This is a genomic window from Exiguobacterium sp. UBA6309, assembly GCF_002439205.1.
In the GTDB taxonomy this organism is placed as follows: domain Bacteria; phylum Bacillota; class Bacilli; order Exiguobacteriales; family Exiguobacteriaceae; genus Exiguobacterium_A.
Genome location: NZ_DJTL01000009.1, coordinates 21,523 through 39,252 on the forward strand (window position 1 = coordinate 21,523; position 17,730 = coordinate 39,252).

General features: G+C 48.3%; 20 protein-coding genes. 3 read left to right on the top strand and 17 right to left on the bottom strand.

Translation table 11 applies throughout. From position 1 onward, the window contains the following. Positions 1–56: 56 nt before the first annotated feature. The 12 genes from B3M90_RS01335 to aroQ all read right to left on the bottom strand — a co-directional run bounded on the left by B3M90_RS01335 (position 57) and on the right by aroQ (position 10,809). The gene (locus tag B3M90_RS01335; protein WP_214855083.1) at positions 57–863 is read right to left on the bottom strand and encodes a TlyA family RNA methyltransferase; all 807 of its coding nucleotides are present in this window, start codon (positions 861–863) and stop codon (positions 57–59) included. A gap of 6 nt (positions 864–869) precedes the next feature. Next, positions 870–2,756, bottom strand: a complete 1,887-nt coding sequence (dxs, locus tag B3M90_RS01340; RefSeq protein ID WP_290782283.1) for a 1-deoxy-D-xylulose-5-phosphate synthase — start codon at positions 2,754–2,756, stop codon at positions 870–872. 118 nt (positions 2,757–2,874) lie between these two features. Next, positions 2,875–3,744, bottom strand: coding sequence for a polyprenyl synthetase family protein (locus B3M90_RS01345; protein ID WP_214855080.1), 870 nt, complete (start codon positions 3,742–3,744; stop codon positions 2,875–2,877). Continuing rightward, positions 3,741–3,962 (bottom strand): exodeoxyribonuclease VII small subunit, encoded by a 222-nt coding sequence (xseB, locus tag B3M90_RS01350; RefSeq protein ID WP_023467583.1) that lies wholly within the window; start codon positions 3,960–3,962, stop codon positions 3,741–3,743. Before xseB ends, B3M90_RS01345 begins: the two co-directional genes overlap by 4 nt. Before the next feature lie 2 nt (positions 3,963–3,964). Then, the gene (gene xseA, locus B3M90_RS01355) at positions 3,965–5,287 is read right to left on the bottom strand and encodes an exodeoxyribonuclease VII large subunit (RefSeq protein WP_035409097.1); all 1,323 of its coding nucleotides are present in this window, start codon (positions 5,285–5,287) and stop codon (positions 3,965–3,967) included. After that, on the bottom strand, positions 5,284–6,117 hold the full coding sequence (folD, locus tag B3M90_RS01360; protein WP_081780391.1) for a bifunctional methylenetetrahydrofolate dehydrogenase/methenyltetrahydrofolate cyclohydrolase FolD: 834 nt from the start codon (positions 6,115–6,117) through the stop codon (positions 5,284–5,286). Before folD ends, xseA begins: the two co-directional genes overlap by 4 nt. A gap of 71 nt (positions 6,118–6,188) precedes the next feature. Continuing rightward, entirely contained in the window at positions 6,189–6,590 is a 402-nt protein-coding gene (gene nusB, locus B3M90_RS01365) for a transcription antitermination factor NusB (protein ID WP_035409747.1), read from the bottom strand. A 123-nt stretch (positions 6,591–6,713) separates the two neighbouring features. Then, positions 6,714–8,066 (bottom strand): acetyl-CoA carboxylase biotin carboxylase subunit, encoded by a 1,353-nt coding sequence (gene accC, locus B3M90_RS01370; RefSeq protein ID WP_290782287.1) that lies wholly within the window; start codon positions 8,064–8,066, stop codon positions 6,714–6,716. Between the two features lie 15 nt (positions 8,067–8,081). Continuing rightward, complete coding sequence (accB, locus tag B3M90_RS01375) at positions 8,082–8,531, bottom strand: acetyl-CoA carboxylase biotin carboxyl carrier protein (protein ID WP_214855075.1); 450 nt, start codon at positions 8,529–8,531, stop codon at positions 8,082–8,084. A 168-nt stretch (positions 8,532–8,699) separates the two neighbouring features. Beyond that, complete coding sequence (gene efp, locus B3M90_RS01380; RefSeq protein WP_023467577.1) at positions 8,700–9,266, bottom strand: elongation factor P; 567 nt, start codon at positions 9,264–9,266, stop codon at positions 8,700–8,702. Between the two features lie 35 nt (positions 9,267–9,301). Further along, positions 9,302–10,366, bottom strand: coding sequence for a M24 family metallopeptidase (locus B3M90_RS01385; protein ID WP_023467576.1), 1,065 nt, complete (start codon positions 10,364–10,366; stop codon positions 9,302–9,304). Next, positions 10,363–10,809: a type II 3-dehydroquinate dehydratase gene (gene aroQ / locus B3M90_RS01390; RefSeq protein WP_290782290.1), complete on the bottom strand. Its 447-nt coding sequence runs from the start codon at positions 10,807–10,809 to the stop codon at positions 10,363–10,365. Before aroQ ends, B3M90_RS01385 begins: the two co-directional genes overlap by 4 nt. 156 nt (positions 10,810–10,965) lie before the next feature. Here aroQ and B3M90_RS01395 point away from each other — a divergent pair, with 156 nt between their 5' ends. Then, positions 10,966–11,898 carry a DUF1385 domain-containing protein gene (locus tag B3M90_RS01395; protein ID WP_064300286.1) on the top strand — a complete coding sequence of 311 codons (933 nt, stop codon included), beginning with the start codon at positions 10,966–10,968 and terminating at the stop codon, positions 11,896–11,898. A 20-nt stretch (positions 11,899–11,918) separates the two neighbouring features. Continuing rightward, the gene (locus B3M90_RS01400) at positions 11,919–12,320 is read left to right on the top strand and encodes an SA1362 family protein (RefSeq protein WP_023467573.1); all 402 of its coding nucleotides are present in this window, start codon (positions 11,919–11,921) and stop codon (positions 12,318–12,320) included. A gap of 57 nt (positions 12,321–12,377) precedes the next feature. On the opposite strand, the gene hpt is transcribed toward B3M90_RS01400, so the two are convergent. From hpt to B3M90_RS01415, 3 genes are all read right to left on the bottom strand, one after another. After that, positions 12,378–12,905: a hypoxanthine phosphoribosyltransferase gene (gene hpt / locus B3M90_RS01405; RefSeq protein ID WP_035398306.1), complete on the bottom strand. Its 528-nt coding sequence runs from the start codon at positions 12,903–12,905 to the stop codon at positions 12,378–12,380. A 148-nt stretch (positions 12,906–13,053) separates the two neighbouring features. Beyond that, positions 13,054–13,476 (bottom strand): transcriptional regulator MntR, encoded by a 423-nt coding sequence (gene mntR / locus B3M90_RS01410; protein ID WP_035398709.1) that lies wholly within the window; start codon positions 13,474–13,476, stop codon positions 13,054–13,056. A 24-nt stretch (positions 13,477–13,500) separates the two neighbouring features. Continuing rightward, entirely contained in the window at positions 13,501–14,331 is an 831-nt protein-coding gene (locus B3M90_RS01415) for a lipoate--protein ligase family protein (RefSeq protein WP_214855069.1), read from the bottom strand. A 138-nt stretch (positions 14,332–14,469) separates the two neighbouring features. On the opposite strand from B3M90_RS01415, the gene B3M90_RS01420 reads away from it, so the two are divergent. Beyond that, entirely contained in the window at positions 14,470–14,850 is a 381-nt protein-coding gene (locus B3M90_RS01420) for a rhodanese-like domain-containing protein (RefSeq protein ID WP_023467569.1), read from the top strand. 66 nt (positions 14,851–14,916) lie between these two features. Here B3M90_RS01420 and gcvPB read toward each other — a convergent pair whose 3' ends face one another. Both gcvPB and gcvPA read right to left on the bottom strand, forming a co-directional pair. Continuing rightward, the gene (gene gcvPB / locus B3M90_RS01425) at positions 14,917–16,386 is read right to left on the bottom strand and encodes an aminomethyl-transferring glycine dehydrogenase subunit GcvPB (RefSeq protein WP_290782294.1); all 1,470 of its coding nucleotides are present in this window, start codon (positions 16,384–16,386) and stop codon (positions 14,917–14,919) included. Beyond that, positions 16,379–17,725 carry an aminomethyl-transferring glycine dehydrogenase subunit GcvPA gene (gene gcvPA / locus B3M90_RS01430; RefSeq protein ID WP_290782297.1) on the bottom strand — a complete coding sequence of 449 codons (1,347 nt, stop codon included), beginning with the start codon at positions 17,723–17,725 and terminating at the stop codon, positions 16,379–16,381. The genes gcvPB and gcvPA overlap by 8 nt, the downstream gene beginning before the upstream one ends. Positions 17,726–17,730 lie beyond the last annotated feature (5 nt).

Genomic DNA, 17,730 nt, shown 5'->3' on the forward strand with positions numbered 1-17,730 from the left:
CACAACAAGGAAGACGGACCCATGAACCGGATCCGTCTTCCTTATCATCTGTTCGTTTAAAGACTAGCATGCGCTAGCTTGACCGTCTCCGCCGCATGAACGGACGGATCAAGCCCTGGTTGACCAAGGCGTGCATGCAACAAGAACTCAATGTTGCCCTCTCCACCGGTAATCGGAGAATAGTCGAGCTGCTTGACATAGAACCCTTGTTGAATGAAGAATTCGATCATCTCATCGAGAACTCGGACATGAATCCGCTCGTCACGCACGATGCCTTTTTTACCGATATCCTCACGACCTGCTTCGAATTGCGGTTTGACGAGCGCCATGACGTCTCCTCCTTCAACGAGGATCATCTTCAATGGCGGAAGCATCAAACGTAATGAAATGAACGAGACATCGATCGTCGCAAACTGCGGCGCGACAGGGAACATGTCTGGTGTCGCATGCCGGAAGTTCGTTTTTTCCATCACCGTCACGCGGTCATCCGAGCGAAGCTTCCAGTCCAGCTGATTGGAACCGACATCAAGTGCATACATATGTGCTGCTCCATTTTGTAAGGAGCAGTCGGTAAAACCACCTGTCGACGATCCGATATCAAGACCTGTTTTACCCGTGACATCAAAATCGAATACTTGAAGTGCCTTTTCCATCTTAAAGCCACCACGCCCCACATAAGGCATCAACTGACCTTTTACGTGCAAATCGATATCGGACTTAACCTTTTCACCGGCCTTCTCCAATCGTTCCGTGCCACTAAAGACGAGTCCAGCCATGATCGACCGTTTCGCTTTTTCACGCGTTTCAAACAAACCGCGCTCGACGAGAAGAACGTCGAGGCGGATTTTCTTTACATTTTCCATGAATCTTCACACACTCTGTTTCTTTCCTTGATTGACGAAAGCGCGTACTTCTTCTGCGATTTGTCCAGGTAATAGTCCAATTTCTTCCAGTAACTCATTCACACCGCCGTGCTCGATATACCAATCCGGAATACCGAAGCGTTTGACGCGTGGGAATGCTTCCTGCTCGTTCGCATGCTCAAGGACAGCTGATCCGAATCCACCTTTTAGGACGGCTTCTTCCAGTGTCACAAGCGGAATTCCCTCTGCGTAAAGAGCGTTCAGCATCTTCTCATCAAGCGGTTTGATCGTCCGGGCATTGATGACACGAACTGATAATTCGCCTGCTAAGAGATCCGCGATTTTGAGCGCGTCTTGCACTTGTGGTCCGAATGCAAGGATGGCGACATCTGTTCCTTCACGTTCAACTTCCCACGTATCGAGCGAAATTTCATGCAATGTCTCATCCATTGGTACACCAAGTCCTTCGCCACGCGGGAAACGAACGGCGATTGGTCCTTCGTATTTAACAGCTGAATAGAGCAAGTGCTGTAGTTCATTCTCATCCTTTGCCATGACGATTCGAATATTCGGCACGTGGCGCATGAAAGCAATATCGAAGACCCCTTGGTGTGTCTCACCATCTGCTCCAACAAGACCTGATCGGTCAATCGTAAACGTTACGTCCAGATTTTGACGCGCCACGTCATGCACGAGTTGATCGTATGCGCGCTGGAAGAACGTCGAGTAGATTGATACAACGGGTTTCATGCCTTGCGTCGCTTGACCAGCTGCGAACGTAACAGCATGTTGTTCCGCGATCCCAACGTCAAACATCCGCTCTGGGAATTCTTTTTCAAAACAATCAAGTTTTGAGCCAACACTCATCGCTGGTGTGATCAACGTCAGCTTTTCATCGTCGCGTGCCATCTTCGTCAAGGTATCCGCTACCGTAAAGGAATAACTTGGTGCTTTTGATTTTCCTTTAATGACTTCGCCGGACTCCATCTTGTATGGTCCAAGACCGTGCCATGTACCGACCCCGTCAAACTCTGCCGGACGATAACCTTTCCCTTTTTTCGTGATGACATGAAGCAGGACAGGTCCTTCTTCTTTTTTCACGTAATTGAGCTGTTCGATCAAATCATTAAGATCGTGTCCATCGACCGGACCGTAATAGTTGAAACCAAGTTCTTCAAAGAACATCCCAGGAACGAGCGCTCCCTTGACGGCTTCTTTCAATTTCTCGCTTCCTTTTTCCAAACGTCCGCCAATGACCGGAATCTTTTTGATCAATGCTTCAAGCTCGTTTTGCGCAAAACGTACTTTTCGAGATGAACGAATCCGTCCTAGCATTTGATGCATCGCACCGACGTTTGGTGCAATCGACATCTCGTTATCATTTAAGATGACGATGACGTTTTGTTGCTCTGCTCCGATGTGATTCAATGCTTCGAGGGCCATACCGCCTGTTAATGCCCCATCACCGATGATCGCGACTGCCCGGTCATCCTTACCGCTCAATTCGTTTGAAACAGCAATCCCCATTGCTGCTGACAAGGACGTCGAGCTATGCCCTGTCTCCCAGACGTCATGCACGCTTTCATTGCGTTTCGGAAATCCACAAAGTCCTTTATGCTGACGGAGCGTATCAAACTGGCTCGCGCGTCCTGTGAGAATCTTGTGCACGTAGGCTTGGTGTCCGACGTCCCAGACGAACTTGTCATTTGGACTGTCGAATTCACGATGCAGTGCAAGCGTTAACTCGACGACTCCAAGATTCGGTGCCAAGTGCCCACCTGTCGTCGCTAATTCTTCAATCAAAAAGCGCCGAATATCGCCTGCGAAAACTTCGAGTTCGGAGACCGACATACGCTTTAAAAATGACGGATCCTGTATTTCTGTCAATTTCATACCTTACCGCCTCTTTTCCTTACAATCTTATAGGGTTTGTACCCTACATTGTACTAGAACAATCTATCGAGCGCCATTGTCAGCATAGAAAAAGACGACGCACGATGCGTCGTCCTGCTTAATGGTCACGCTTGACCACGAAGTCTAGCAGTTCCTTAAGTGTCGTCGCTTCGACCGATAGTGCTTCAATCGCCTGTTCTGCTGCTTCTACCTGAGCTGTCAGTGCACGTTTCGCACCTTCAAGACCGAGGAGTTTCGGATACGTCGCTTTTTCATTTTCTTCATCGCTACCAACCGGCTTGCCGATTTTTTCAGCATCTCCTGTCACGTCTAAGATGTCATCTTGAATTTGAAAAGCAATGCCGAGATGGCGACCATATTGATGCAGGTGCTCAAGATCTCTCGGACTAACTGCGGCGAGCAACCCGCCTGCTTCGACCGCAAAGACGAGAAGTGCTCCTGTTTTTCGACGATGAATCGATTCTAGCTCCGCTACATCATTTATGCCACCACGCTCACCGAGCATATCATCGAGTTGTCCACCGACCATACCAGAAGCTCCTGCCGCCGCCGCTAATCGTTCGACGAGCGCAAGCTTCACTTCTGGCGAAGCTGGTGTCTCGAGGAGGCAGCTGAATGCGTTCGTGAGCAATGCGTCCCCTGCTAAAATCGCTGTTGCTTCATCAAAAGCGATATGATTCGTCGGACGACCTCTACGGAGATCATCATCGTCCATTGCCGGAAGGTCATCATGAATCAGCGAATATGTATGAATCATCTCAAGTGCCGCAGCAGTAGCATCTCCTTTTGAGCGGTCGATTGAGAAGGCATCGAGTACTGCATAAATCAAGGCCGGACGAATCCGTTTCCCACCGGCATCAAGTGAATACCGCATGGAGTCACGTAAACGGTCGGGTGCATCGAGTCGCTCCATGAACTCTGCCATTTTGTTTTCGACTTGTGTCTTCCATTCATGCAAGGCAATCATTGTGCTCCTCCTTTTTCCCGCAGCGTACCATCTTGCTCCAGGATCTGATCGAGTTTTTTCTCAGCAACGGATAACTTTCCTTGGCAAAGAGCTGTCAGTTTGACGCCCTCTTCATAAAGAGCCATCGCTTGTTCTAGCGGAGCTTCGCCCTCTTCGAGTAACGTGACGATCTCTTCTAGTCGTTCTAGTGCTTCTTCAAAAGATTGTTCCGTCTCCATCCTTACTCCCCATCCTCTCGTTTGGCACGAATCGTTCCATCATGGAATCGGATATCGAACGAAGACGCTGTTAATGCCTTCGCGGAACGAACAATTTGTCCATCCTGTTCGACATACGTATAGCCGCGCATCAGGACATGCGTCGGACTGACGGAGTCGAGTCGCGCGAGCACATGACGCACTTGTTGTTGTTTCGATTGCAAAAGCCGACGCACGATTTCGAGTCGACGACGCGACTGTTCAATCGTTGCTCGTTGTTGTACGAATCGATCACGTACTGGTATTCGCATTAAGCGTGTGTGAAGACGCTCCACCTGCTGTCGGTTTTGGGTCACGATATACTGCATCTCTTTTTGGAGCAACATTTCCGTCCGGTCCAGTTGTTCCTGCTTTAGTCCGAGTAAAACACGTGGCGATTTAAGACCGTAACTCGCAGCTAGACGTGTCACTTGCTCCTGTTTACTCTTAAGGAGTTGTGTATACGTTCGTTCCAAACGTCGCTCTACATCCTGGACACGACGGACGAGTGCCTCTGCTTCCGGAGTGACAAGTTCTGCCGCCGCTGTTGGTGTAGCAGCACGAACGTCGGCGACGAAATCACTGATCGTAAAATCAGTCTCATGTCCGACAGCAGAGACGATTGGGATACGTGATTCAAACACGGCTGTCACGACAGACATTTCATTGAATGCCCACAGCTCTTCGATTGAACCGCCACCACGACCAATGATCAACACATCACAGGCAGCATGCTCGTTCATCAGTTGAATAGCACGACTGATTTGAGGTGCCGCGTCTGCTCCTTGTACAAGAACTGGCGCGAAGACGATGGCTGCTTGCGGATAACGACGCCGGAGTGTCGTTGCAATGTCATGAAGCGCCGCTCCTTTTGGCGATGTGATGATCCCGATCCGATCCGGAAAAGCAGGCAACGGTTGTTTGATCGCAGGATCAAACCAACCACGTTCTTCAAGATCCATTTTCAGGCGAGAAAACGCCTCGTATAACGCGCCCACACCATCTTCCGTCATCCGTTCGACATAGAGTTGCATTTCTCCAGAAGAGACGTAGACGGATAAGCGTGCCGTGACGACGACACGCATGCCGTCGCGTATGTCTGTCTTGACCCGACTCGCATCCCGAGCAAACATGACGGCTTTCATCCGTGACTGTTCGTCCTTCAACGTAAAATAAAGGTGACCGGAAGAGTGTCGTTTAAAGTTCGACACTTCTCCCACCACCTGGACTTGTTGAAGAAGGGCGTCGCCTTCTAGTTCACGTTTGACATAGTGGACTAAATCGGAAACGTGAAGAGGTTCACTCATTGCGCGGCCTCGATCGTGTTATGCAGTAACATCGTGATCGTCATTGGACCAACGCCACCCGGAACAGGTGTAATCATCGATGCAACGTCTTGTACCGTATCAAAATCAACATCACCGACGAGTTTACCATCGACACGGTTGACACCGACGTCAATGACGACGGCATCCGGTTTCACCATATCTGCAGTAATCAGCTTCGGTACACCGACTGCGACGATCAAGATATCCGCTTGGCGTGTCATCGCACCGAGGTCTGCAGTTTTTGAATGACAGTATGAAACGGTAGCCGATTCATTCAAGAACAACATACCGACGGGTTTTCCGACGATTTGACTCCGTCCGACGACAACGACGTGCTGACCCGCGATCGGTACATTCATTTCTTTTACGAGATGGAGAATACCGTTTGGTGTACATGGTAAAAATGTCGGTTCACCAATCATCATCTTCCCGACAGAGACAGGATGGAAGCCATCGACGTCCTTTTCAGGAGAAATCGCAAAAATGACCTTGCTCTCATCAATATGGTCTGGCAACGGCAATTGAACGAGAATCCCGTGGACACTCGCATCTACGTTCAGGCGTTCAATCAAATGAAGGAGTTCTGATTCCGTTGTTTCTGCCGGAAGTCGGATCAACTCTGAATCCATTCCGATTTCCTTCGCTGCCTTCTCTTTTCCGCGTACATAAGATTGACTAGCTGGATCTTCACCAATCAAGATGACAGTCAATTGCGGTTGAATCCGCTGTTCTTTCAGACGTGCGACTTCTTCTTTCAGCTTCATACGATATGAATGGGCTACCTGTTTTCCATCGATTACTACTGCCATGATTTGTCCACTCCCCCAAAAAGTTCGATTCACTCTTCTGTCTGTTTGTCTCTATTCGGTTTTAAATCGGTTTATGAATTTTCTTTGACGACGCCTTGTGCCACTTTACCAAGAACACCGTTCACAATTTTCGTCGCTTCTTCATCTGCGAACGCCTTCGTCAATTCGATGGCTTCGTTAATCGTTACTCGAACCGGAATGTTCGTTTCGAACAACAATTCGTAGACGGCCAAGCGAAGAATCGTCCGCTCGATGTTTCCAAGTCGCTCGAACGACCAGTTGACGAGTGCTTCTCGAATATGCTGATCAATTGTTTCTTTGTTCGTTTCGACACCGTTCACCAATTGCTCGACGAATGTATCGTATTCCTTACCTTCTACCGCGAATTCAATGGCCTCTTGTGCAGTCAGATCCGAAAGTTCCATTTGGAACAAAGATTGGACTGCGAGTTCGCGTGCCATGTGTCGTTTCATCATGATTTTGCGTGCTCCTTTTTTTGTCGTTCTCAATCAGTTAGTTTAGCACATTCCTCTTTTAAAAAACATAGAGAACGCCAAAAAAAGACGGGAGTTCGTCGCACAAACTCCCGTCCTGATTCAGTTTACCATCGTACCTTTTAACTCACGCTCTGCGAATTTCGTCGTAAATGTACCACGACGGAATACCGGGTGACTGAGAACCCGTTCGTGGAACGGGATCGTCGTTTTAACACCTTCGATCCAAAATTCAGCTAGCGCACGTTCCATTTTCGCGCATGCTTCTTCCCGTGTTTCTGCATGAACGATCAACTTCGCAACCATAGAGTCATAGTATGGTGGAATCATGTACCCTGGATAGACCGCGCTATCGATGCGCACGCCCATTCCGCCCGGTGTCACATATTGTGTGACACGTCCAGCAGACGGACGGAAATCATGGTCTGGATCTTCGGCATTGATCCGGCATTCAATCGAATGACCATGGAACTTGATATCCTTTTGTTTAACGGCAAGTGGATGATCGAGCGCGACTTGGAGTTGTGCTTGAACGAGATCGAATCCTGTGATCATCTCCGTTACTGGATGTTCCACTTGAATGCGCGTGTTCATCTCCATGAAGAAGAATTCTTCCATTTCTTCGACGAAAATGAATTCGATCGTTCCAGCTCCTGTATACTGAATCGCTTTTGCTGCTTTTACAGCAGCCTCGCCCATCTTCAACCGTGTCGTTTCACTGACCGCAGGAGATGGTGCTTCCTCAATCAGTTTCTGCATCCGGCGCTGAACGGTACAATCTCGTTCCCCGAGGTGAATGACATTACCGTGCCGGTCAGCAAGCACCTGTACTTCAACATGGCGGAATTCTTCGATGAAGCGTTCTAAGTATACGTCTCCGTTTCCGAAGGCTTGTTTCGCTTCACGGCGCGTCTCACTTAGACCATTGATCAACTCTTCTTCCGAACGAGCGACCCGAATCCCTTTACCACCGCCACCTGCTGTCGCTTTGATGATGACCGGATAACCGATTTCTTGCGCTAGCGCGACCGCTTCTTCGTCCGTGACCGTTCCATCTGAACCAGGTACGACGGGTACTCCGCATTCGATCATCGTTTTCTTCGCAACGTCCTTGATTCCCATCTGACGGATCGCATCTGACGTCGGACCAACAAATTTGATCCCACACGCTTCACACATCTCAGCAAAATCGACGTTCTCAGCTAAGAAACCATAACCCGGGTGGATCATCGTGACTTGACGGTTCGTTGCGATCGCAAGGATGTTTGTAACGTTTAAGTAGGATGAAGCAGAACTTGCTTCACCGATGCAATATGCCTCATCTGCTAAGCGAACGTGTAACGCTTCCTTATCCGCCGTCGAGTAGACAGCAACGGTCTGTATTCCAAGTTCCTTTGCCGCTCGAATGATACGGACGGCGATTTCTCCACGGTTGGCAATCAATAATTTTTCCATGCTGTTCACCCCCGTTTACGGACGGATCCGGAAGAGTGGTTGACCGAATTCAACGAGATCTCCATCGGCGACAAGAATCTCGACGACCGTTCCAGATACTTCCGAGTTTAAGTTATTGAAGAGTTTCATTGCTTCAAGGACACAAACGACTTGACCGACTTCGATCTGATCCCCAACTTTGACGTATGCCGGTTTATCCGGATTCGGACGAGAATAGAACGTTCCGACCATCAAGGCATTGATCGTGACCGTATCGTCAGCGACTGCTTCTTCTTCAACAGGTGCCGCTGTTTGTTTCACAGGAGCAGGTGCCGCCACTGGAGCAGCGGGTGCTTGGTGCGAGACTGTCACTGTTTCTCCTTGTTTCTTCAACTTTAATTTATACGTATCCGTTTCGAGTGAGAGTTCATTTACACTCGACTGATCGAGCATTTCGAGTACTTGTTTCAACTGATCGATTTTCATCTGTCATTCTTCCCCCATCTATGCTGTATTCACAATTATTATACCAGGTGCTAATGCCTACTCAAATACTTATATTAACTGGTCATACCATTGGATGCAAGTCACGCCGGATGAAAAAAGACGTCTCTCGACCTGATAAAAGGTGAGAGACGTCTTGTCGTTTCAATATTATCCGTTGTAACGACCTGTGAAATCACCTGTACGTGTATCAACCGTTACTTTTTCGCCTGCTTCGATGAAGAGTGGAACTTGAATGATATGACCTGTCTCCACTGTCGCATTTTTCTTGACGTTCGAAGCTGTATCACCCTTAACGCCAGGCTCTGCTTCAACGATCGTCATGACGACTGTGTTCGGCAATTCAAGACCGAGGATTTCGCCGTTGTAAACCGCGATTTGAACTTCCATGTTTTCAAGCAAGTATGGAAGAGCTGCTTCGACTTGTGCCGTCGTCAATTCCAATTGCTCATACGATTCTGTGTCCATGAAGACGTAAGTCTCACCCATTGGGTAAAGGTATTGCATCTTGTTACGCTCGATGTGTGCACGCTCGACACGCTCACCACCACGGAATGTCATCTCTTGGATGTTTCCGTTACGGATGTTACGCATTTTCGTCCGAACGAACGCTGCCCCTTTACCTGGTTTAACATGTTGGAATTCAAGTACTTGCCAAATCATACCGTCTGAAGTCTTAATCGTTAATCCTGTTTTTAAATCGTTTACTGATACCATGAATGGTTCCTCCTAAAATGTCCCGTCACTCTGAATTAGAGAGTGATCAGTTCTTTTGGTGAAGACGAAAGAATTTCTCGACCTGTTTCCGTGATCAAGACGTCATCTTCAATCCGGCATCCGCCAACTTGCGGCACGTAGATACCTGGTTCGACCGTAACGATCATGCCCGGTTCAAGTTTTGTCTCAGAGCGGAACGACAAGCCAGGTCCTTCATGTACTTCTAGACCAATACCGTGTCCCGTCGAGTGACCGAAGTACTCGCCGTATCCCGCTTCTTTGATGATATCACGCGTCAATGCGTCTGCTTCGATCCCAGTGATGCCTGGTTTTAAGCCATCGACACCCGCTAGTTGCGCTTGCAAGACTGTATCGTAGATCTTCTGCAATTCAGCATTGATCGGACCGACTGCGACAGTCCGTGTGATATCTGAAACATAACCGTTCAAGAGCGCTCCGAAATCAAGCGTGACGAGTTCGCCTGTCGCAATGACCTTCGAACTGGCAACACCGTGCGGCAAAGCAGAACGATAGCCCGATGCCACGATCGTATCGAAAGAAGAAGACGTCGCTCCATGCTTACGCATGAAGAATTCTAGTTCATTTGATACTTCGAGTTCCGTTCGTCCTGGTTGAATGTACGTCAAGATGTGTTGGAAGGTCGCGTCTGCGAGCTCCACCGCTTCCTTAATCATCTTAATCTCTGACGAATCCTTAATCAAGCGTAGGTTTTCAATGATTCCTGTCGTCGGAACAAGCTCGATTGCCGAAGCTTGATCGTATGCTTCAAAAGCACCGAGTGTCATCGCATCCTTTTCGACACCAACCGCGCGAACACGCGCTCCTGCCATCAATTCGCCCATTGTCTCTGGAATCGAACGTTCGATTTGAACGATCTCCATTCCTTTGACTTGGTCTGCCGCTTGCTCCGTGTAACGGAAATCCGTCACGAAGTACGCTTGCTCTTCTGTTACGAGACATGCACCGCTTGAGCCTGTGAAGCCGGAAATGTATCGAATGTTCTCTGCCTTCGTGACGAGTAATCCTGGAAGGTCCCGTTCCTTTAAAGCTGCTTGTAACGCCTCGATCCGTTGTTTCATGATTGATTTCCCCCTTGTTCCGATTGTTGTAAAGCTTGGAGTGCTTCCGTTGCCAGACGATATCCCGTCATGCCAAGTCCAGCGATGACTCCTTGGCAGACTGGTGCGATCATCGAATGATGCCGGAAGGATTCACGCGCATGGACATTCGATAGATGAACCTCGATGACGGGTGCTTCGATCGCAGCAATCGCGTCACGTAACGCGATACTCGTATGCGTGTAGGCAGCCGCATTGAAGACGATGCCGTCCGCTCCCCGTTCCTCGTGAAGAACATCAATCAATCGTCCTTCATGGTTCGATTGCTCGAACCGAAACTGAATGTTCGGAAAATAAGCGCGAAGCTCGTGTTCTAAGTCAGCTAACGTTGCCGTTCCGTATGTATCCGGTTCGCGTGTTCCGAGTAAATTCAAGTTTGGTCCGTTTAATATCAAGACACGCAAAAAAACACCTCCTCGAATTCTTTTTCATTGTATCATAACCCGATTTCCGACTCCTAAAGATTACCTCGTTTTGACGAGTCGAACATAGTTTTTTTGTCGTAAATCAAGTACACTGACGATACACCTAATTTTAATGAAGACGGGATGCGTTCTATTATGAAAACGACTAATCCGCCGGTCGGTGGTCAAGCCATCGTCGAAGGCGTCATGTTCCAAAATGCGACCCACGCGGTCTCTGCGATTCGTCGAAATGATGAGTCGATCGAGACGTTCGCCCAACAAAAGCCGGTTCGACCACGAATCGCTAAAGGTAAAAAAATCCCACTTCTGCGTGGCTTGTTTGCTTTAATGGAGTCCTCAGCGAATGGCGCCAGTCATATGAACTTCGCAAGTGACCGATACGGTGTCAAACCTGGTGAAGAAGAGCCGGAAGAAACGACTGCCAGCCCTTTGACGAAATGGCTCGGCGTAGCTGTCGTCGGGATCCTATCATTCTTCTTCGGTAAATTACTCTTTACGTTACTACCTGCTTTCCTTGCGTCACTATTCGATGTGTTCCCTGCTTTATCGGGACATGTCATTCAAAATGTCATCGAAGCAACAATCAAATTAACGCTTTTGTTCAGTTACCTCTACGTGATTTCATTGACTCCGCTCGTCAAACGACTCTTTCAATATCACGGTGCAGAGCATAAGGTCATCAACTGCGTCGAATCAGGACGCCCACTCACGGTCGAAAACGTTCGCGTCAGCAGTCGTCTTCATTACCGTTGCGGCTCGAGTTTCTTGATCTTCACCGTCATCGTCGGATTTTTCGTCTATCTGATCGTGCCCACGGATCCGCTTTGGTTGCGTCTCGTCTGCCGGATTGCCTTATTACCGGTCGTCATCGGTCTTTCATTTGAAGTGTTACAGCTGACGAATAAAGCGCAGCACATCAAAGGACTTCGCGTCATCGCCTTGCCTGGCCTATGGTTACAATACTTGACGACGAAAGAACCGGACGATGCACAGATCGAGGTTGCGATTTATGCGTTTGAAGCATTGGAAAAACAGGAACATAACCTACATGAGAATGCACTGGGTTAATCGATAACAGGGGTGATATTATGATCAGACAACGCATTGGTTCTACATTTGCACTCGTCGTGTTACTGTTCGCTTTTGTCGGCTTCGGATATAAACTCGTCAATAATCCAAGTAGTCTGTTTTCACAATTGCTGTTCTTCGGGATTACCGCCGGGATTATCTTCTTGCTCTTTAAGTTCCTGACTCGTAATCGAAGCGTCGGAACGGGCGCAAATGCTCAGTACCGAAAATCCGTCGCTCAATCAAAAAAAATGCATGGCTCTTCGAATTCTGTTCGCCGGACAGACTTTAAGAAAAAACCGGTCAAGTCCTCAAAAGCGCCGGCATCGAATAAAGTCAGACCGTTGCGCGATCGTTCAAAAGCGCCTCATCTGACAGTGATCGAAGGAAAAAAAGGCAAAAAGAAAAAACGTGCTTTCTAATTTCAGAAGTACATTAAAAAGGAGATTCGTCATGCGACGAACCTCCTTTTTTCGTGTTCAATCCGTTTCGACCCAACCGATATACGGTAGATTGCGATATTCCTCCGCACAATCGATTCCGTACCCAACAACGAAGTAATCCGGAATCTCGAAACCGACATAGTCTGCGTCGAGTTCTACTTCACGACGTGCCGGTTTATCAAGCAATGTACATACTTTGAGAACTCCGGGTTGATGCAATTTCATGTGATCACATAAGAAATGGAGCGTCCGCCCTGTGTCGATGATATCTTCGATGACGACGACATATTTCCCTTGCACATCGAGATCGAGATCTTTCTTCAACTGAACACGCCCGGAAGAGACGGTCTTTGTTCCGTAAGAAGAGCACGCGACTGTATCAATTTGAACGCTTCCTTTGATTTCGCGCATCAAATCCGCAGCAAAGACCATCGACCCTTTTAACACGACGACGAGAACGATTTGACGCCCAGCCGCATCCACTTCGATCTGTTGTGCTAATTCACGAACCTTTTCTTTCAGTTGTGACTCCGACACTAATTTTTCTTTAATCGTGATTTCCATGACAAGGTGCGAACACCCGCCACCCCCTTCGTCCATTTTCAGGCTCAGTATAGCATATCTAACTTAAAATGCGCACTTTATCATAAAAATGTAACGGATCGTTCGTGTTTGAGAACTTTTTTTAGCAAGGAACTATAAAAAACAAGCCTCAATCCTCTGGATGGGCTTGTTGATAGCGATGCAGTTCCTCTTTCAAACCAGGACGTTCCGCAAAGAACTGAATCATTCCGTTAATCTTATCCAACGCTTCGATACTAATATGATGCTCGATTCCTTCGACATCCTTATAGATCAGTTCTTCATCCACACCAACGAGACGAAGAAAATCTTCAAGTAAGGCGTGTCGTTCCACGAGACGCTTTCCGATTTTGCGTCCTTTAGGTGTCAGCATGAGACCCCGATACTTTTCATAAACAAGGTACGTCTCCCGGTCGAGCTTTTGAACCATCTTCGTTACCGAGGACGGGTGAACTCCTAACGACTCCGCTATATCCGATACGCGAGCGTATCCTTTATCTTCAATCAGTTTATAAATTTGTTCCAAATAATCTTCCATACTCGGAGTTGGCACGACATCACCTTCCCATTTCATTCATTAGCGTTTCCAGTTCCACTCATCACTACGGTATTTCTCGGCAAGACGCTCAATCTCCTGCCACTGCTCACTCGTGAATGTCAACGGAACGAACGACAAATCAAGCGCGTCTTCGAAGCCTTTCGTGAACGCTTCTCGTACCTCGTCAAATGCGACAGCGCGACCTGCTAGCTCGTTCAAAGCGACAGCTTTTCCTGAAAAACGCGCTTTCATCCGCTCGCGCGTCGACTCATCATCATACAAGAAACAATCAAACAATTCACCTTCATCGACAGAGAGTGGGACCGAACCGTGCTGTAAGACAACGCCTTGATGGCGAACTTGTGCACTTCCTGCGACTTTCCGTTTTCCGACAGCAAGTTCATAATACGATGCTGCATCAAAACAGACGGCTGATTTCGGCTTCCGTAATTCTTCTTTCTCCTCTTCCGTCAACGGTACGGAAAACTCGACCGGAATGCCGAGGTGATGGTATCCTTTGCGAATCCCTTCCGTCAACATCCGATAACTTTCGATGACCGTGCGTGGTAAACCTTCTGTATCTTCCGGGATGACGACACTGTATGTCAACTCGTCCGCATGCAAAACAGCGCGTCCTCCTGTCATCCGACGCACGATCGGAATCCCGAGCTCTGCAATCCGCTTTCGATCGATATCACGGGTTGCCCGTTGAAAATGACCAACACTTAATCCACGTGGTTCCCATGAGTAAAAACGAAGCGTCGGCGCGATCTCCCCCCGCCCGACGAACTGAATCAATGCTTCATCGATTGCCATGTTCATTGCCGGCTCCATCGCCGGCGTCGTCAACACTTGCCACTCTCTGTTCACTTGAGCACCCCCAAAACGTTTCCGTCTTAGTGTATCAAACCCATTCTCGGTCGCGCAATCACGAGTCGATTGCCGAAATCGATTTCGTTGACTATAATGAAACAGAGGTTAAACGAACGAAGGGGTTGGAAGTCGAATATGGAAACTGGAACTATCATTACGATCGTATTATGGGTCGCGCTGATCGCCTACATCGCTTGGCGTTTCATGCCGGTCAAAGGCATCACGAAATTGTCGCAAGAAGAATTCCGTGCGAACTACCGTAAAGCACAAATCGTCGATGTTCGCGAGACACAGGAATTCAAAGGTGGACACATCGTAGGTGCCCGTAACATCCCGGTCAGCCAAATGAAGATGCGCTCGAAGGAATTACGAAAAGACATGCCGATTTACTTGTATTGTCAAGGTAGCATGCGTTCTTCACAGGCTGCAAAAGTCTTGAAAAAAGCAGGCTATACGAATCTGTATCAGTTAAAAGGCGGATTCAAGCAGTGGTCAGGAAAAATCAAACGGAGCTAATGCTTCGTTCATCGCAAAAAGAGGATCTCTCCTTCGTCGGAGAGGTCCTCTTTTTTATGAAACAGCTTATGCGTGTACTTCTTGTTTTGGTTCATAGCGTAAGACGGGTTTTCGAGCAGCAAGTGTCTCGTCCATCCGTTTGACGACCGTCGTGTGTGGTGCGTTCAAGACGACATCCGGTGTCTCTTCGACCTCTTTTGCAATCTGGAGCATCGCATCACAGAAGGCATCGAGTGTTTCTTTTGACTCTGTTTCCGTCGGTTCGATCATGATACACTCCTCGACGTTCAACGGGAAGTAGATCGTTGGTGGATGGTATCCAAAGTCAAGCAGACGTTTAGCGATGTCAAGCGTCCGGACACCTAGTGCTTTTTGACGTTTACCCGACAAGACGAATTCGTGCTTGCAATAGACGTCGTATGGCGCGTCATACGCACCTTTGAGACGAGCCAACATATAGTTCGCATTCAAGACCGCTTCTTTTGAAACGCGAGCAAGTCCTGCGCCACCCATTGTCCGAATATAACTATACGCACGAACGTTGATGCCGAAGTTACCGTAGAATGGTTTGACGCGACCGATTGCTTCCGGGCGATCGTAGTCGAGGACATAACGCTCTTCTTCTTTTCGGACGATTGGTTTTGGCAAGTATGGAATCAAATCTTGTTTGACACCTACTGGACCCGATCCTGGTCCGCCACCACCGTGTGGTCCTGTGAACGTCTTATGCAAGTTCAAGTGGACGACATCAAAGCCCATGTCCCCTGGACGAGCGATGCCCATGATCGCATTCGAGTTCGCACCATCATAGTACAGCTTTCCGCCTGCTTCATGAACCGCTTGTGCGATTTCGACGATATCCGACTCGAATAAACCAAGCGTGTTCGGATTCGTCAACATGAGTGCCGCTGTATCGTCACCGACTTTTTTCTTTAAGTCCGCTAAATCAACAAGACCACGTTCATCCGATAAGACCGTCACGGTATCGAAACCAGCGACAGATGCCGATGCCGGATTCGTTCCGTGCGCGGAGTCTGGAACGAGAACCTTCGTCCGCTTGAAATCACCACGCGCATGATGATATGCCTTAATCAGCATCAAACCTGTCCATTCACCATGTGCCCCCGCAGCTGGCTGAAGCGTCACTTCATCCATTCCTGTGATGACCGCAAGTTTTTCTTGCAGATCATACATCAAACCGAGTGCACCTTGAACACTTTCGACTGGTTGAAGAGGATGAATGTGTGCAAACCCAGGAAGGCGCGCCATATCTTCATTGATTTTTGGATTGTATTTCATTGTACATGAACCAAGTGGATAGAATCCAGAATCCACACCATGATTACGGTTCGAAAGCGCCGTGTAGTGACGAACGAGATCAAGTTCAGACACTTCCGGTAGCGCCACGTCTCCCTTCCGTAACATCGACTCTGGTAACAATTCTTCTACTGCCACCTCATCGACAGTCGGAAGCGGCAAGCTATAGGCGATACGACCCGGTTTGGAAATTTCAAAGATCAATGTTTGCTCATTCATGTGTGAGTCCCCCTAACGCTGTCACGAATTGATCCAACTCTTCATTCGTCCGTAATTCCGTTGCACAGACGAGCATCTCATTTTGACGCGCCGCGTCATAAGCACCTAACGGTAAACCCCCGATGATTCCGTGCTCGAGCAATTGTTGACTCGCATGTGTCGCGTCGATTGGTAATGTAACAACGAATTCATTGAAACTCGGTCCATCGTCAACGATCGTCAAGCCAGCTTGTTTCAGCTTTTGCTTTAATGCATACGCCGTTTGCAAGTTGCGTGTCGCGAGTTCTCGGATTCCCCGTTTTCCGAGTGCGCTCATCGCGATCGAAGCAGCGAGTGCATTCAACGCTTGGTTCGAACAGATGTTAGATGTCGCTTTGTCACGGCGAATGTGTTGTTCACGTGCTTGTAACGTCAGAACGAAACCGCGTTTTCCGTTTTCATCAACGGTCTGTCCAACGAGACGTCCTGGAATCTTACGCATTAATGCTTTTGTCGTCGTAAAATAACCACATGTCGGTCCTCCAAAACTTTGTGGAATTCCGAACGGTTGGCAGTCTCCGATCGTAATGTCGGCGCCAAGTTTACCTGGTGCTTCTAAGATACCGAGTGCCAGTGGGTTCGCAGAGACGATGAAGAGCGCACCACGTGCATGTGTCGCATCGGCCAATGCTTGTAGTTCTTCAACGCGACCATAGAAGTTCGGATATTGCACGATGACACAGGCGACATCTTCGATTGCATCGAGTTGATCAATTCGCGTGACACCATGCTCAAGCGACAACGTCTCGACGTTTAATCCTGGACCATTCGCATACGTCCGGACGACATCGTGTGCTTCCGGGTGAACGCCATCTGAAAGAACGATCGTCTTTTTCTTCGTATGGGAACACGCAAGCATGGCCGCTTCCGCTAACGCCGTAATACCGTCATACATTGACGAATTCGCGACGTCCATCCCTGTCAATTCACATATCATCGATTGGAATTCAAAAATCGCTTGTAGTTCACCTTGCGAAATTTCTGGCTGATACGGTGTATAGGCAGTGTAAAACTCTGAGCGCAGCAACATATGGTTGACGACAGCAGGTGCATAATGATCATAGATGCCAGCGCCAAGGAACGATGGATATTGTTTCGTATTCATGTTTTGGTCGGCAAGCTTCGAGAGTGTCCGAATCAAATCTGTTTCCGGAAGTGGTACACCAACTTCTTCCAATGTACCGTTATCACGGACGGATGCCGGGATATCAGCGAGTAAATCTTCAATCGATGCTGCACCGATTGTCTGTAACATCGCCTGCTCATCTTCTGTTGTCATTGGTAAATAACGAAAATCCATAGAAA

Coding starts and splice junctions, on each gene's coding strand:
- B3M90_RS01335 (WP_214855083.1), bottom strand. CDS start 863: ATGGAAAATGTAAAGAAAATCCGCCTCGACGTTCTTCTCGTCGAGCGC.
- dxs (WP_290782283.1), bottom strand. CDS start 2,756: ATGAAATTGACAGAAATACAGGATCCGTCATTTTTAAAGCGTATGTCG.
- B3M90_RS01345 (WP_214855080.1), bottom strand. CDS start 3,744: ATGATTGCCTTGCATGAATGGAAGACACAAGTCGAAAACAAAATGGCA.
- xseB (WP_023467583.1), bottom strand. CDS start 3,962: ATGGAGACGGAACAATCTTTTGAAGAAGCACTAGAACGACTAGAAGAG.
- xseA (WP_035409097.1), bottom strand. CDS start 5,287: ATGAGTGAACCTCTTCACGTTTCCGATTTAGTCCACTATGTCAAACGT.
- folD (WP_081780391.1), bottom strand. CDS start 6,117: ATGGCAGTAGTAATCGATGGAAAACAGGTAGCCCATTCATATCGTATG.
- nusB (WP_035409747.1), bottom strand. CDS start 6,590: ATGAAACGACACATGGCACGCGAACTCGCAGTCCAATCTTTGTTCCAA.
- accC (WP_290782287.1), bottom strand. CDS start 8,066: ATGGAAAAATTATTGATTGCCAACCGTGGAGAAATCGCCGTCCGTATC.
- accB (WP_214855075.1), bottom strand. CDS start 8,531: ATGAAAATCGATCAGTTGAAACAAGTACTCGAAATGCTCGATCAGTCG.
- efp (WP_023467577.1), bottom strand. CDS start 9,266: ATGGTATCAGTAAACGATTTAAAAACAGGATTAACGATTAAGACTTCA.
- B3M90_RS01385 (WP_023467576.1), bottom strand. CDS start 10,366: ATGAAACAACGGATCGAGGCGTTACAAGCAGCTTTAAAGGAACGGGAC.
- B3M90_RS01395 (WP_064300286.1), top strand. CDS start 10,966: ATGAAAACGACTAATCCGCCGGTCGGTGGTCAAGCCATCGTCGAAGGC.
- B3M90_RS01400 (WP_023467573.1), top strand. CDS start 11,919: ATGATCAGACAACGCATTGGTTCTACATTTGCACTCGTCGTGTTACTG.
- hpt (WP_035398306.1), bottom strand. CDS start 12,905: ATGGAAATCACGATTAAAGAAAAATTAGTGTCGGAGTCACAACTGAAA.
- B3M90_RS01420 (WP_023467569.1), top strand. CDS start 14,470: ATGGAAACTGGAACTATCATTACGATCGTATTATGGGTCGCGCTGATC.
- gcvPB (WP_290782294.1), bottom strand. CDS start 16,386: ATGAATGAGCAAACATTGATCTTTGAAATTTCCAAACCGGGTCGTATC.
- gcvPA (WP_290782297.1), bottom strand. CDS start 17,725: ATGGATTTTCGTTATTTACCAATGACAACAGAAGATGAGCAGGCGATG.